14 protein-coding genes are annotated in these 14,716 nt (G+C 66.4%); 4 read left to right on the plus strand and 10 right to left on the minus strand.

Translation table 11 applies throughout. The features are described from left to right. Positions 1–8 precede the first annotated feature (8 nt). From QRM89_RS14560 to efp, 5 genes are read right to left on the minus strand one after another with little or no spacing between them, the layout of a single operon-like run. Complete coding sequence (locus QRM89_RS14560; RefSeq protein ID WP_272948210.1) at positions 9–776, minus strand: phosphoglycolate phosphatase; 768 nt, start codon at positions 774–776, stop codon at positions 9–11. Between the two features lie 10 nt (positions 777–786). Then, positions 787–1,506, minus strand: a complete 720-nt coding sequence (gene ubiG, locus QRM89_RS14565) for a bifunctional 2-polyprenyl-6-hydroxyphenol methylase/3-demethylubiquinol 3-O-methyltransferase UbiG (protein ID WP_103701005.1) — start codon at positions 1,504–1,506, stop codon at positions 787–789. A 28-nt stretch (positions 1,507–1,534) separates the two neighbouring features. Beyond that, positions 1,535–2,872: a TRZ/ATZ family hydrolase gene (locus QRM89_RS14570; RefSeq protein WP_070694402.1), complete on the minus strand. Its 1,338-nt coding sequence runs from the start codon at positions 2,870–2,872 to the stop codon at positions 1,535–1,537. 17 nt (positions 2,873–2,889) lie between these two features. Beyond that, positions 2,890–3,735: a hypothetical protein gene (locus tag QRM89_RS14575; RefSeq protein ID WP_042597663.1), complete on the minus strand. Its 846-nt coding sequence runs from the start codon at positions 3,733–3,735 to the stop codon at positions 2,890–2,892. Between the two features lie 5 nt (positions 3,736–3,740). Next, positions 3,741–4,307: an elongation factor P gene (gene efp / locus QRM89_RS14580; protein WP_115530565.1), complete on the minus strand. Its 567-nt coding sequence runs from the start codon at positions 4,305–4,307 to the stop codon at positions 3,741–3,743. A 101-nt stretch (positions 4,308–4,408) separates the two neighbouring features. On the opposite strand from efp, the gene epmB reads away from it, so the two are divergent. After that, positions 4,409–5,437 carry an EF-P beta-lysylation protein EpmB gene (epmB, locus tag QRM89_RS14585; protein WP_115530566.1) on the plus strand — a complete coding sequence of 343 codons (1,029 nt, stop codon included), beginning with the start codon at positions 4,409–4,411 and terminating at the stop codon, positions 5,435–5,437. A 447-nt stretch (positions 5,438–5,884) separates the two neighbouring features. Here the strand turns inward: epmB and QRM89_RS14590 are convergent, their stop codons facing one another. The 3 genes from QRM89_RS14590 to QRM89_RS14600 are packed head-to-tail and all read right to left on the minus strand — an operon-like array spanning position 5,885 to position 9,753. After that, entirely contained in the window at positions 5,885–8,002 is a 2,118-nt protein-coding gene (locus QRM89_RS14590; RefSeq protein WP_228419283.1) for an EAL domain-containing protein, read from the minus strand. Next, entirely contained in the window at positions 7,999–8,916 is a 918-nt protein-coding gene (locus QRM89_RS14595; protein WP_115530568.1) for a phosphate/phosphite/phosphonate ABC transporter substrate-binding protein, read from the minus strand. The genes QRM89_RS14590 and QRM89_RS14595 overlap by 4 nt, the downstream gene beginning before the upstream one ends. Before the next feature lie 60 nt (positions 8,917–8,976). Next, entirely contained in the window at positions 8,977–9,753 is a 777-nt protein-coding gene (locus QRM89_RS14600) for an RNA methyltransferase (RefSeq protein WP_115573097.1), read from the minus strand. A 116-nt stretch (positions 9,754–9,869) separates the two neighbouring features. Here QRM89_RS14600 and QRM89_RS14605 point away from each other — a divergent pair, with 116 nt between their 5' ends. Then, on the plus strand, positions 9,870–10,703 hold the full coding sequence (locus QRM89_RS14605) for an inositol monophosphatase family protein (protein ID WP_011037421.1): 834 nt from the start codon (positions 9,870–9,872) through the stop codon (positions 10,701–10,703). Positions 10,704–10,862: 159 nt separating this feature from the next. Here QRM89_RS14605 and QRM89_RS14610 read toward each other — a convergent pair whose 3' ends face one another. Continuing rightward, positions 10,863–11,474 carry a superoxide dismutase gene (locus QRM89_RS14610; RefSeq protein ID WP_011037422.1) on the minus strand — a complete coding sequence of 204 codons (612 nt, stop codon included), beginning with the start codon at positions 11,472–11,474 and terminating at the stop codon, positions 10,863–10,865. Between the two features lie 286 nt (positions 11,475–11,760). On the opposite strand from QRM89_RS14610, the gene QRM89_RS14615 reads away from it, so the two are divergent. Together QRM89_RS14615 and QRM89_RS14620 are read left to right on the plus strand one after the other, a co-directional pair. Beyond that, complete coding sequence (locus QRM89_RS14615; protein WP_115530570.1) at positions 11,761–12,210, plus strand: ribonuclease; 450 nt, start codon at positions 11,761–11,763, stop codon at positions 12,208–12,210. Then, complete coding sequence (locus QRM89_RS14620; protein WP_114998883.1) at positions 12,207–12,632, plus strand: barstar family protein; 426 nt, start codon at positions 12,207–12,209, stop codon at positions 12,630–12,632. Before QRM89_RS14615 ends, QRM89_RS14620 begins: the two co-directional genes overlap by 4 nt. A gap of 66 nt (positions 12,633–12,698) precedes the next feature. Here QRM89_RS14620 and QRM89_RS14625 read toward each other — a convergent pair whose 3' ends face one another. Then, complete coding sequence (locus tag QRM89_RS14625; protein ID WP_042597675.1) at positions 12,699–14,606, minus strand: ATP-binding cassette domain-containing protein; 1,908 nt, start codon at positions 14,604–14,606, stop codon at positions 12,699–12,701. Between the last annotated feature and the right edge of the window lie 110 nt (positions 14,607–14,716).

Below are 14,716 nucleotides of genomic sequence, written 5' to 3' on the forward strand. Positions count from 1 at the left end.
AGAAAAGATCAGGGCTGCGGCCAGGCGGCCGGCTCCCACAACTGCGGCGGCTGTTCCACCAGTACGTCGGCCTGCCAGCTCAGCGGGTCGTCATCGCCCAGCCGGTAGCCCCATAACGCAGCCACCGACGGCATGCCCGCCGCACGTGCGGCCAGGATGTCGCGCTCGTCGTCACCCACGTAGACGCACTGCGCGGCGGCAACGCCAATGCGCTCGGCCGCCACCCGCAACGGCAGCGGATGCGGCTTGCGCTCGGCCAGCGTATCGCCGCCGATCAGCACCGCGCAGCGCTGCTGCCAGCCCAGTTGCGGCAGGATGAGTTGCGCAAGGTATTCGGGCTTGTTGGTGACGATGCCCCAGACACAGCCGGCCTGCTCCAGGCGCTGCAGCATGACCTCGACACCGTCGAACAACTGCGCCTGCGTGCCGAGCAGCGCTTCATAGCGCTGAAGGAACTCCGACACCAACGCCTCGCTCGCGGCCGCATCCAGATGCGCGAAGGCCACAGCAAGCATGGCGCGCGATCCTTTCGACACCACCGGTCGCAGCTGCGCCAGCGTGATGCACGGCAGCCCGCGCTCGCTCAGCATCGCGTTGACGGTGGCCAACATGTCCGGCGCACTGTCGAGCAAGGTGCCATCCAGGTCGAACAACACCGCACGCGGAAACCTCACAGACGCACCGCCATCCCAGCGCGGTCGGCAATTGGGCAGGAACCGGTCGACATCAAGACCGCAACCAACCGCCGTTGCGATTCCCAACTCCCGATTCCCCATTCCCCGCTCGTCACGGCTTCACCGCACACGCCAGATAGTTCACCTCGGTGCGCGAGGACAACCGCGCGCGGTTGCGCCACGGCTCGTACAGCATGCCGCTGACGTCCTGCAGCTGCAGCTCGGCAGTGCGCAGCCAGGCGGCCAGTTCGGATGGCTTGATGAAATCCTTGTAGTGGTGCGTGCCCTTGGGCAGCAGCCGCGCGATGTATTCGGCGCCCACTACCGCCAGCGCAAACGCTGCCGGGGTGCGATTGAGCGTGGACAGGAACAGCGTGCCGCCCGGCTTGAGCAGGCTTGCGCAGGCGCGGATGATCGCCAGCGGGTCTGGCACGTGCTCCAGCATTTCCATGCAGGTCACCGCATCGAAGCTGCCCGGCTGCTCGGCGGCCAGGTCTTCCACCGACTGCACGCGGTAGTCCACCTGCACGCCCGATTCCAGGCTGTGCAGGCGCGCCACTTTCACCAGCTCCGGCGCCAGGTCGATCGCGGTGACCTGCGCACCCAGGCGCGCCATCGCTTCACTGAGCAGGCCGCCACCGCAGCCGACGTCGAGCACGCGTGCGCCCGGCAGCGCGACCCGCGCGGCCACGTAGTCCAGCCGCACCGGATTGAGCGCATGCAGCGGCTTCTGCGGGCCGTCGGCATCCCACCAGCGGTTGGCCAGCGCAGCGAACTTGTCCAGCTCGGTCTGGTGGAAATTGGACGATGTGGATTGCGGATTCGGATTCATGTGGCTCTCCGTGATGCGATGGCCGCGCTCAGGCGCGGACGGTGCGAATGCGGTCGCGCCACTGGCGCGCATTGGCGACCAGGGCAGCGGTATCCATGTCGATGAGCTCGCGTTGCACCAGCTTGGGCTTGCCGGCGATCCACACATCGGTCACCTGGTGGCGGCCGGCGGCATAGATCAGCTGCGACAACACGTGATGCAGCGGCTGGGTTTCCAGCGCAGACAGATCCACGCAGACCAGGTCGGCCTGCTTGCCCACCTCGATCGAGCCGATGCGATCGCCAAAACCGAGTGCGCGTGCGCCCCCCAGCGTGGCGGCGCGCAAGGTGGTGGCCGCGTCCAACGCGGTGGCATCGTTGGCCACCGCCTTGGCCAGGATCGCCGCGGTGCGGTTCTCGCTGAACATGTCCAGGTCGTTGTTGCTGGCGCAGCCGTCGGTGCCGATCGCCAGATTCACGCCGGCACGTTGCAGCGCGCACGCCGGGCAAAAGCCCGAGGCCAGCTTGAGATTGGATTCGGGGCAATGCACCACGCTGACACCGCGCTCGGCGCACAGGTGGATTTCGGCCTCGGTGAGCTGGGTCATGTGCACCGCAATCAGGCGGTCGTTGACCAGGCCCAGACGATCCAGCCGCGCCAGCGGGCGCTGGCCGTACTGCGCCACCGAATCAGCCACTTCCTGCGCGGTTTCGTGCGTGTGCAGATGCACCGGCATGTCCAGCTGGTCGGCCAGCATGCGTACGCGCGCGAAGTTGGCATCGTTCACCGTGTACGGCGCATGCGGTGCAAACGCGGTGCTGATCAGCGGATCGTCGCGCCACTGGTCGTGCAGCTCGCCGGCACGTGCGAAGTATTCGTCGTCCGACGAGGCCCAGGCGGTGGGGAAATCGATGATCACCGCGCCCACCAGCGCACGAAACCCGTGCTGCTTGTAGACCGCCGCCTGCACGTCGGCAAAGAAGTAGTTCTCGTTGACGCAGGTGGTGCCGCCGCGCAGCATCTCGGCGATCGCCAGGGTGGTGCCATCGGCGACGAATTCCGGGCCGATCACTGCCGCTTCCACCGGCCAGATGTGCTGCTGCAGCCACACCATCAGCGGCAGATCGTCGGCCACGCCGCGCAGCAGCGTCATCGGGTTGTGCGTGTGCGCGTTGACCAGGCCGGGCATCAGCGCCGCGTCGGGGCGCGACACGGTGCGTGCCGGCGCGAAACGCGCGCGTGCGTCGGCCGTTGGCAGCACGGCAACGATGACACCGTTGCTGACCGCCACCGCGTGGTCTTCAAGCACCACCGCGTGCGGTTCGATCGGCACCACATAGCCGGCCTCGATCAGCAGGTCGCAGGGTTCGGGCGGGGCGTTGGTCATGAGCGGATCCATTGAAGTTAGTTGCCGAACGGCCAGGAGTCGGTGGAGCGTGACACAGGCACATAGCGCATGCCGTTGTAACGCAACACTTGGCGTTGGCGGCGCGTGCGTTCGGTGTCTTGTGCGCCCTCAACCGTGGTGGAGGTCACCACGTTTGCGGTCAGCGCGATGTCGGCGTAGCCGGCGTGGACCGGCGTGTCCATCGACAGCGTCAAGGTGCCGCGCTCGGTCACCACGCCTGCCTTCCCCCAGTTACATAACTCGCCTTGCACCTGTCGCCAGACAGTCAGGTTCTGCTGCAGCACCGGGCGTAACCGGCGCCCTTCGCGGACCAGCAAGGTCAATGCGTCGTCGCTGTCGAAATCCGGGCAACTGGCGCCGCGCGCGACGCTGTGCACCACGACACCAAACGCGCGCACGCCTTTGGCCAGGTCATAGCGCGCGGTGTCCAGGCGCAGACTGTCGGCCGCAAGTTCCAGGCTGGCATCCTCGCCCATTGCCTGGGCATACAACGCCACCACCTCACCACTACCGGCATCGAGCATTGCAACGCGCAACTCCAGGTCGCGCTCGCCAGCGGGGGTGGTGGCATCGCCAGCAAACGCGATTGCCGCCAAGCGGATGGCTGGATCGTACGGCCACGGCTTGCAGGTCTGCGCCACGGCACGTTCCGCCGGCACCGCCGCTGCAGCGCCACCCACCACGCCGGAGGCCGCAACCGCGGCCACCGCGGCCACGCTCTGCGCGTCGCAGGCGGTGGCGCCCGTTTGTGCAAACACCGGGCACGCCGCAAGCGTGCCACTCAGCACCATCAGGACACTGGCACTGCGCACTGCTCGGCCGGACCGGCGTCCCAGGTGCATCGGGATTACTTGACGCGCGCCGAGTACTCGCCCGAGCGGGTGTCGACCTTGATCACTTCGTCCTGGTTGACGAACAGCGGCACGCGCACCACCGCACCGGTTTCCAGGGTGGCCGGCTTGCCGCCGCCGCCAGAGGTATCGCCACGCACGCCCGGGTCGGTCTCGGTGATCTTCAGCTCGACGAAGTTCGGCGGCTGCACCCAGATCGGGGCGCCGTTCCACAAGGTCACGATGCAGTCTTCTTCGCCCTTGAGCCACTTCTCCGCGCCGCCCATGCCGGCCTTGTCGGTCTGCACCTGCTCGAAGGTTTCCGGGTCCATGAAGTGCCAGTACTCGCCGTCGGTGTACAGGTAACGCATGTCGGTATCGACCACGTCGGCCACTTCCACGTCATCGGTCGCCTTCATGGTCATTTCCACCACGCGGCCGGACTTGATGAAGCGGTACTTCATGCGGGTAAAGGCCTGGCCCTTGCCCGGCTTGACGTATTCGGTCTCGGTGATGACCGCCGGTTCGTTGTTGACCAGGATCTTCATGCCGTTCTTGACGTCGTTCATGCCAACAGTGGCCATGGTGCAGCTCCTCGATAAGGCGACGGCCCGCCACTTCCTGGCCGGCCGGATTAGAATGGGGCGCCCGCCGCAACCGGCGGGCATTGCTTTTGTGACCGCACATGATAACCGCAGCCCCACTCGCCTTACAGCCATCCACACCGCCCGCCCTGCAGCCCCCGCGCTGGCAACAGCTGTGGCGGCAGGCCGTGCGCGACCCGCGTGAGCTGCTGGCGCTGCTGGGGCTGAACGCGCAGGCGGCGGGCATCAGCGAGGACGCCGCGGCCCAGTTCGCCGTGCGTGTGCCGCGCAGCTTCGTGGCGCGCATGCGCCCGGGAGACCTGAACGACCCGCTGTTGCGCCAGGTATTGCCGCTGGATGCGGAGATGCGCGTGGTGCCCGGTTTCGCACTCGACGCGGTGGGCGATGGCGCCGCCCGCACCACCACCGGGGTGATCCAGAAATACCGCGGCCGAGCGCTGCTGATCGCCACCGGCAGCTGCGCGGTGCATTGCCGGTACTGCTTCCGCCGCCATTTCCCCTACGCCGAGGAAACCGCCGCCCGCGATGGCTGGCGCGAGGCCGTGGCGGCGATCGCCGCCGATCCGGACATCGACGAGGTACTGCTCTCCGGCGGTGACCCGTTGTCGCTGGCCACGCCCAAGCTGGCCGAGCTCACCGACGCCCTGACCGCCATTCCGCATCTCAAGCGCCTGCGCATCCACAGCCGCCTGCCGGTAGTGTTGCCCGAACGCGTGGATGCGCCGCTGCTGGCGTGGCTGCGCAGCCTGCCGTGGCCGGTGGCCTTCGTGATCCACGCCAACCATGCGAATGAATTCGATGCCGAGGTCGACGCCGCACTGCACGCGCTGCGTGGTGCCGGCGCGCAGCTGCTCAACCAGGCGGTGCTGCTGCGCGGCGTCAACGACAGCGTCAACGCACTGGCGGCGCTGAGCGAGCGCAGCTTCGCCGCCGGCGTGCTGCCGTACTACCTGCATCAGCTGGACCGCGTGGCCGGCGTGGCGCATTTCGAAGTCGACGACGCACGCGCCCGTGCGCTGCATGCCGAGCTGGCAACGCGCCTGTCCGGCTATCTGGTACCGCGTCTGGTGCGCGAGATTCCCGGCGATACGGGAAAGCGGCCACTTTGAGTGACTCGATGGCGTCAAGATTGGCACGTTGAGCGCAGCTTGCCGCTCGCCTGCGGGGAAACAAACCAACCCCACATCCCGTAGGAGCGCGCTTGGGCGCGACGGGCGTTACCGGGAAAGCCCCATCGTGCACAGGTGCGCTCCTACGTAGCTAGCCGCGCTGCTCTGCAATCGATTAGGTAACGCCGACAAGATGCGGCTGCAATCCCATCGGTTGAGCGCACTCGCTCGCCTGCAGAGAAATGGACCAAACCGCCATCTCGTAGGAGCGCACACGGGCGCGACCGGGCACCCCACATCCCGTAGGAGCGCGCTTGGGCGCGACGGGCGTTGCCGGGACAGCCCCATCGCGCACAGGTGCGCTCCTACGTAGCTAGCCGCACTGCCCCGCAATCGGTTAGGCGACACCAAGCACAGGCGCTGTCATCAAGCCGGTTGAGGCACTCGTCAGCCCGCCGCGATTAGCTTGACCATGTCGGTCGGGCTCAGCGGGCGGCTGAACCAGTAGCCCTGGCCCAGGTCGCAGCCGCGGTCGCGCAACAGGTTGAACTGCGCTTCCTGCTCGATGCCCTCGGCCACCACGGTGATCCCCAACGAATGCGCCATGCCGATGATGGCCGTGGTCAGGGCCAGGTCGTCGGGGTCGCGCTGCAGGTCGGCGATGAAGCTCTTGTCGATCTTCACGCCATCCACCGGCACCTGGCGCAGATGACTCAGGCCGGAGAAGCCGGTGCCGAAATCGTCCAACCACACCTTTACCCCGGTGCGGTGCAATTGATCGAGCAGGCTCGCAGCCATCATCTCGTCGCCGATCACCGCGGTCTCGGTGAGCTCCAGATGCAGGCGCGCAGCCGGCAGGCCGGATTCGGCCAGGCACTCGGCCACGGTGTCGATCAGGTCGCCACTGCGCAGCTGCCGCGGCGAGACGTTGACCGAAATAAACAAGCCCTCGCCCACCACCGGCCATTTGGCCGCTTCCAGGCAGGCCGCACGCAGCACCTTGGGGCCGATCACTTCGATCAACCCACTCTGCTCGGCGATATCGATGAAGGTGGACGGCGGAATCGTGCCGAGCGCCGGGTGCTGCCAGCGCAGCAACACTTCCACACCCACCAGCACGCGGTCGCTGGTGCGGTAGATCGGCTGATAGACCAACCGCAACTCATCACGCTCCCAGGCACCGCGCAACTCGTGCTCCATGTGCACGCGGCGCTCTACCGCATGGTCGGCTGCGCGGCTGTAGAACCGGTGGCAATTCTTGCCGGCCACCTTGGCCTGGTACATCGCGATGTCGCCGTTCTTCAGCAGCGCCGTGGCGTCGTTGGCATCGTCCGGGAACAAGGTGATGCCGATCGACGTGCCCAAAAACACCTCGCGTCCCTGCACGTTCAACGGCCTACTCAACTCATGCACCAGGCGGTCGGCCAGCTGCGCGGCGAGCAAGGTCACATCGCCACTCTGCAGCAGGATCACGAACTCGTCGCCGCCGAACCGCGCCAGGATCGCGTCATCGCCGCCCAGTGCCGCCACCGCGCGACTGATGCGACTGGAGAACTGCAGCAGCGCTTCGTCCCCGGCCTCGTGGCCCAGGGTGTCGTTGACCCGTTTGAAGTCGTCGATGTCGGCGAACAACAGCGCCAGCTTGCTGTCGGTACTGCGTGCGGTGTGCAGCAGATGGTCCAGGCCTTCGCGGAAGCCCAGGCGGTTGGTCAGCCCGGTCAGCGCGTCGGTGTAGGCCATGTGGCGCACCTCGCGATCGTGCCGGGCAATGCTTTCGCTCATGCGCCCGAACGCGGAAATCAGCTCGCCGATTTCGTCATTGCGCGGATGCGGCGGCAGCTGCACCAGATAGTCGCCACGTTCGATCTGCCGCGCCGCCGCCGCCAGCAGGCGCACCGGTGCCACCAGCGTGCGTTGCACATAGATGGCCAGCAGGATGCCCAGCGCCACCAGCGCGGCCAGCAGTACCAGCAGCCAGCCCAGATCGCGCTTGCCGATCGCATTGAGATTCTGCACCAGGGTGAGGTTGGCGCTGGATTCGATCTTGCGCACGCGCTCGCGCGACATGCCCACCCGCACGCCGCCGATGCGCTGGTCGCCGACCTTGATCGGCACCGTCACATCCAGCACTTCCGGCGAAGACTGCAACAGCAGGGCCGGCGCGGCGATCGCCTTGGCAGCGAGCGGGTCCTGCATGGGCTGGCCATAGCCCTGCAGCGTGGCGCTGCCGTCGTGCACCAGCCGACCGCGGCGGTCGAACACCAGCACGTAACTCACCACTTGCTGGCGCGAGGCATTGCGCACCAGCGCGCCCACCGCTGCCAGATCCGAGTAGTACAGCGGGTTGGCCAGGCCCGAGGCCAGCTCGGTGGCCAGGGTCTCGCCACGCGTGCGCAGGCTGCGGTCGAACAACTCATGCAGGATCTGCGCGCTCAGGCTGCGCACCTCGCGCTGCATCGAACTTTGCCGCTGCAACAGCGAGGCCAGGATGGCGCCGACCAGCAATAGCGTCAGCGCCATCACCAGCAGGAACCGGGCCTGCAATCCAAAGCGCACCTGCGTCATTCCACCTGCGTCCTGACCTGTTGCAGCCCGTTGCGCAACGCCTCCAGGCGCGCGCGGCTGGTCGCGTCCACGGGATGGAACGCCGTGGTGCCGAAAAAGCGCTTCAGCGCCGGGCCGGCCTGCGGGTCGGCCGCGGCCTGCAACAGCACCGCGCGCAGGCGCCGCTCCACCGCCGGATCGATGCCGGTACGCACCATCTCCACCGCGCGCGGCACCGACGCACTGCGGTGCACGATGCGGAACTCGCGCTTGAACGTGGGCGGCAGGTGGCGCTCGTCGTCCCAATCGAGGTTACTGAAAGCGCCGGCGTCGATCAGCCGTTTGTGCACGAAGGCGGCGATGTTCAACTTCGAGCCGACCAACAGGTAGCCCACCGAACCGAGCACCTGGGTATCGTCGGGCGACAGCAGCACATCGCAGGCCAGGCCATTGCGCACCAGCTCCAGCATCGGCACCAGGTAGCCACTGGTGGACGAGGCGTTCTGCAGCGCCAGCGTGTGGCCACGCAACTGCGCCAGCGAACGGATCGGGCTGTCGCGCCGCACGAAGAACACCGTGTGGAAGTCACGCACCCCGCCACGTTCGGTCATCAACAATGGATGTGCGCTGCCGCGCTGCTCCAGCAGCATCGCCGCACCGGCGGTTTCGCTGACCCAGTCCACCCGGCCACGGCGCAGGTAACTGGCCATCTGGCGCGCATCCGGCGCCATCAGGATCTCGCCACTGCGGATGCCGACCCCGCGCATGCGCGGCACCACGTAGTCCAGCAGCGGCTTGAGTTGATCGTAATGGGTGGCCGGATCATCGCTGATACGCCCCAGGACCAGGACCGAAGAAGGCGCTGCCGCAGCCGTCGCGGCGAAACTTGCGCAGGCCAGCAGCCACGCAATCAGACAGCATCGTAGACCGCGCAAACCAGCTACTCCCCTAGAGTCGCCGACACCTTAGCCGAATCTTCCAGGTTGTGACAGCCGTCAGGTTCCGGCCTGGCGCGCCAGCCCCGCCATGCGCTGGGCATCGGCCAGGATGCCGCGCAGCAGACGCACTTCCTGCTCGGTCATTTCCGCGCGCAGCAACAGCCGGCGCAACTTGCGCATCGCCGAATCCGGCGCACGGCCCTTATGGAAGTCGATCTCGTCCAGGGTCTGGCCCAGCTGGCCGAACAAGCCTTCCATCTGCGCATGGCTGGCCGGCAGCTCACGTGGACCACCGCTGTCCGCGGCCGGCGCGGCCTGTGCTGCGGGCGTGGCCTCCGCCGCAAGCTGTGCCAGGCGCACCTCGTAGGCCAGCACCTGCACCGCCGAGGCCAGGTTGAGCGAACTGAACTGCGGGTCCGACGGGATATGCACAGCCGCATGGCAGAGCTGCAATTCATCATTGGTCAGCCCGGTGCGCTCGCGCCCGAACACGATCGCCACCTCGGCCGGTTCGGCCGCCTTGGCGCAGGCGCGGCCCGCGCCCGCGTCCGGTGCCAACTCTTCCAGCGCTACCCGGCGCGCGCGCGCCGTGCAGCCGATCACCAGCGTGCAGTCCGCCACCGCCTCGGCCAGCGTCTCGAAGATCGGTGCATCGCTGAGCACGTCTTCGGCGCCTGCGGAACGGCGGTAGGCATCTTCATCGAGTGCCTTTTCCGGTGCGACCAACACCAGGCGCGTCAGCCCCATGGTCTTCATCGCGCGCGCGGCGGCGCCGATGTTGCCTGGATGCTGGGTACCGACGAGAACAAAACGGATGCGCTGACTGACGGACATGAACGGAGATTGGGGAGCAGTTCGGCCGTAGATGGTAAACTGCGCGGCCGGCTTTCGCGCCGGACCGCTCTTTTACCTTCGCCATTTCCGATTCTGCCTTCACGGGAGCTTTAACCATGCAGAAACCCGCCGTCACCGTCATGGTCAAAGCCGCCCGCCTCGCCGGCAATGTGCTGTTGCGCGGTATCAACAAGCTCGATGCGCTCAACGTGGTGCAGAAGGGCCGCATGGACTACGCCAGCGAAGTCGATGCCGATGCCGAGAAGGTCATCATCAAGGAACTCAAGCGCGGCTACCCCGAATACGCCGTGTTCGGCGAAGAAGGCGGTGTGCAGGGCGGCAAGAGTGGCCGCTACACCTGGGTCATCGACCCGCTCGACGGCACCAGCAACTACCTGCGCGGCTTCCCGCATTACTGCGTGTCGATTGCGCTGGTGGAAAATGGCGAGCCGACCGACGCGGTGATCTTCGACCCGTTGCGCAACGAGCTGTTCACTGCCAGCCGTGGCGCAGGCGCAGTGCTCAACGATCGCCGCATCCGCATTGCCGAACGCAAGGATCTGGAAGGCGCGATGGTCCACACCGGTTTCCCGCCGCGCGAGCGTGCACGCGCCAGCGCCCAGCTCAAGTGCGTGGACGCGCTGCTGGTGCAGGCAGAAGACGTGCGCCGGACCGGCTCGGCCGCGCTGGACCTGGCCTATGTCGCCTGCGGCCGTGCCGATGCGTATTTCGAAGCCGGCGTCAAAGCCTGGGACATCGCGGCCGGCGTGCTGCTGGTGCGCGAGGCCGGTGGCCGCGTTTGCGACTACAAGGGCGCCACCCCGCCGCGCATGGACAACATGGGCCCGGAAACGCAGCAGATCGTGGCGGGCAACATCAAGATCAGCGACGCACTGCAGAAGGTGATCGTCAACACCGGCTACGCACGCGAATTCGATTCGAAGTTCTGATCGGCACCCGGGCAATCATAGGAGCGCGCTCGCGCGCGATGGAGCTTTCCCAGGGAACGCCTCTTCGCGACCAAGGTCGCTCCTACACGACAGACCGCAATAAACGAAGAAGGCCGGGATCGCTCCCGGCCTTCTTGCGTTACAGCGTCAACTCAAGACTCAGGCGATCGCGGCGTGGTAACGGCGCTCGACTTCGTCCCAGTTCACCACGTTGTAGAACGCGCCGATGTAGTCCGGGCGACGGTTCTGGTACTTCAGGTAATAGGCGTGTTCCCACACGTCCAGGCCCAGGATCGGCGTATTGCCTTCGAACAGCGGGCTGTCCTGGTTGGCGGTGCTTTCGACTACAACCTTTTTGTCCGGGGTGACGCTCAACCATGCCCAGCCCGAACCGAAACGGCTCAGCGCGGCCTTGGTGAAGGCTTCCTTGAACTTCTCGAAACCGCCGATGTCCTTGTCGATCGCCTTTGCGACCTCGCCCTTGGGCTCGCCGCCACCGTTGGGCGACATCACGGTCCAGAACAGCGAATGGTTGGCATGGCCACCACCGTTGTTACGCACCGGGCCCTGCAGGTTTTCCGGCAGGCTCTTCAACTTAGAGACCAGCTCCTCAACCGGCAGGTCGGCGTACTCGGTCCCTTCCAGCGCCGCATTGACGTTGTTGATGTAGGTCTGGTGATGCTTGGTGTGATGGATTTCCATCGTCTGCGCATCGATGTTCGGTTCCAGCGCGTCGTAAGCGTAAGGCAACTGCGGAAGGGTATAAGCCATGAGGGTCTCCTGGACTTGCCGCCCGGCAAAAGACCGGGCGTTGCGGGGTAGATGGTAAGGACCTGGACTGCGCTTACCAAGGGTGAGGCGAGGGAAACTTCATCCCATCACCTGCGCAGTGCCGCAGTTCCTCGGCTGCACACCTTGCACCATGCCCCGGTTACTTGGGCGTGAACCGGGCGTGCCCTTCCCCGCCGCCACGTTCAAAGTCGACACAGTCGCGCGACGGCATACTTGGTCTCTCATCCGCCATGGCTGCGGTTGCCTCTTTCGCTTCGGACCACCCATGCGCAAACCCGCCTTGCTGATCGTCGCCATCGTCCTGCTTGTGGCCGGGCTCTGGGGCATGCGTGTCGTGCAGACGCCCAAGCCGCAGTTCGCCCCGCAACTGTCGGCACCGGTGACTGCCGCACCAGCCGTAACGTCGGCGCGCCAGGTGCCGCGGCTGCCGGCATTCCTGCCGACCGAAGCCATGGCAACCATCGTGTTGATACAACGCGGCGGGCCGTTTCCCTATCCGCAGGACGGCGCGGTGTTCGGCAATCGTGAGCAGCGGCTGCCGGAACGGCCGCGCGGCTATTACCACGAGTACACCGTGGACACGCCCGGCAGCGCCGATCGCGGCGCACGCCGGATCGTCACCGGCGGCACGCCGCCGCAGAGCTGGTACTACAGCGACGATCACTACGCCAGTTTCAAATCCTTCCAGGGCCCCACCCCGGAGCAGGCACCATGAGTGCCGGCGACTTTGCGCTGGATCTATCCGACCCACAGCAGTCAGGCGTGTACCAGGCGCAGACCCAGGACCTGGACACCATGGCCGCCCTGGCACGCGATGCCGGGCTGCGCATCCTGCGGGTGGATCTGGCGGCCTGCGCCGACAAACGCACCCTGCTGATGCGCCTGGCAATCCAGCTCGATTTCCCGCCAGGCTTCGGTCGTAATTGGGACGCGTTGAGTGATGCCCTGCGCGATCTCAGCTGGCTGCCGGCACCACACGGCTACGCGCTGTTGCTCGATGGTGCCGATGCATTGGCCACCCACGCACCGGCCGACCGCGACAGCCTGCTCGACATCCTCGACGAAGCCGCCACCGCCTGGGCGGCGCGCGGACGCAGCTTTGCCGCCTTCGTCGCGCCGGCAAGCGCCTGCGACTGACGCGCAAGACAGCTGCTACGCCGACGCAGCACGTGCGTATCGGCGTCACCTGCCCCGCACACTTGTTCAGCGATCCAGCTCGCTCCAGCGTGCGTAGGCCGCATCCAGCTGCGCTTGCGCATCGGTGAGGGCGGCAGTGTGCGCGGTCATCGCCGCGCTATCGCGCTGATAGAACGCCGGGTCGTTCATGGCGTCGGTCAATGCGGCGACCTGCTGCTCCAGGGTCTCGATCAGCGCCGGCAGTTGCTCCAGCTCGCGCGCTTCCTTGTAGCTGAGCTTGCGCTTGGGCGCAGCCTCCTCGGCCACGGCCGGTACCGGTGCAGCAGCGGCCACCGGCGTGGTCGCCGCAGCAGTTGCCGAGGCCTTGGCCACCGCCATCGCATTGGCCGGCGCGGTGCGGCGCTGGCGCAGCGAATCGCTGTATCCGCCGACGTAATCGCCGATCAGGCCATCGCCTTCCATCACCAGCGTGGAGGTCACCACGTTGTCGAGGAAGTCGCGGTCATGGCTGACCAACAGCAAGGTGCCGGTGTATTCGCCGAGCAGCTCTTCCAGCAGCTCCAGCGTTTCCACGTCCAGGTCGTTGGTCGGTTCGTCCATCACCAGCAGGTTGGACGGCTGCGCGAACAGGCGCGCCAGCAGCAGGCGATTGCGCTCACCACCGGACAAGCGCGTGATCGGCGCACGTGCACGCTCGGGCGTGAACAGGAAGTCCTGCAGATACGCATGCACGTGCTTGCGCTTGCCGTTGATCTCGATGAAGTCGCGCCCTTCGGCCACGTTCTCGATCGCGCTCCAGTCCTCGCGCAAGGTGGCCCGGTACTGGTCGAAATAGGCGATCTGCAGATTGGTGCCGATGCGGATCTCGCCCTGCTGCGGCTGCAGGTCACCCAGCAACAGCTTGAGCAAGGTGGTCTTGCCGCTACCGTTGGGGCCGATCAGGCCGATGCGGTCGCCACGCTGGATGATGCTCGAGAAGTCCTTGACCATCGTGCGCGCGCCGAACGCGAAGGTGACTTCCTTGGCCTCGATCACCTTCTTGCCGGACGACTCGCCCTGCGAGACTTCCATGCGCACATTGCCGGTGAGATCGCGGCGCTGCACGCGTTCGTTGCGCATCGATTCCAGCCGCCGTACGCGGCCTTCGTCGCGCGTGCGGCGCGCCTTGATGCCCTGACGGATCCAGATCTCTTCCTGCGCCAGCATCTTGTCGAAGCGGGCATTTTCCTGCGCCTGCGCATTGAGCCGCTCTTCGCGCCGGCGCTCGTAATTAGCCCAGTCGCCTGGCCAGCTGGTGACCTGGCCGCGATCGATCTCGACGATGCGCGTGGCCAACGCGCGCAGGAAGCGCCGGTCATGGGTGACGAACAGCACGCTGCCGTTCCAGCCCTTCAGGAAAGTTTCCAGCCAATCGATGGCTTCGATATCCAGGTGGTTGGTCGGCTCGTCGAGCAGCAGCACGTCCGGCGAAGCTACCAGCGAGCGTGCCAGCAGCACACGTCGCTTCATGCCGCCGGACAGCCGCGCGAACTCCGCATCGCCGTCCAGATCGAGCTTGGTCAGCGTCTCGCTGACGCGCTGATCCAACGCCCAGCCCTCGGCCGCATCGATCTTGGCCTGCACCTTGCCGAAGGCATCGGCATCGAAGACCTCGGCGTGGCTGAGTTGATGGAACTCGGCCAGCCAGTGACCCAGTTCACCCAGCCCGTCGGCCACCACGTCGAACACGCTGCCGCCGGTTCCCTGCGGAACCTCCTGCTCCAACCGCGCGATCCGCACGCCCTGCTGCACGCGCACTTCGCCGTCATCGGGCTTGAGCTCGCCGGCGATCAATTTCATCAGGGTCGATTTGCCGGCACCGTTGCGGCCGATCAGGGCGATACGCTCGCCCGGCTCGATCGTCAGGTCGGTTTTTTCCAGCAACAAGGGGCCGCCGACGCTGTAGTCGACGCTTTGCAGAGTGATTAAAGGCATGGCGCAATTGTACGGGATTGGTGATTGGGGATTCGGGATTGGCAGGAGCGCGGGCTGTCGCGGTGACGAATCCCAAATCCCCAATGCCCAATCCCGGGCTAAAATGCGCC

Origin of the sequence: Xanthomonas sp. LMC-A-07, from assembly GCF_030208825.1 — a bacterium.
In the GTDB taxonomy this organism is placed as follows: Bacteria; Pseudomonadota; Gammaproteobacteria; order Xanthomonadales; family Xanthomonadaceae; genus Xanthomonas; species Xanthomonas campestris.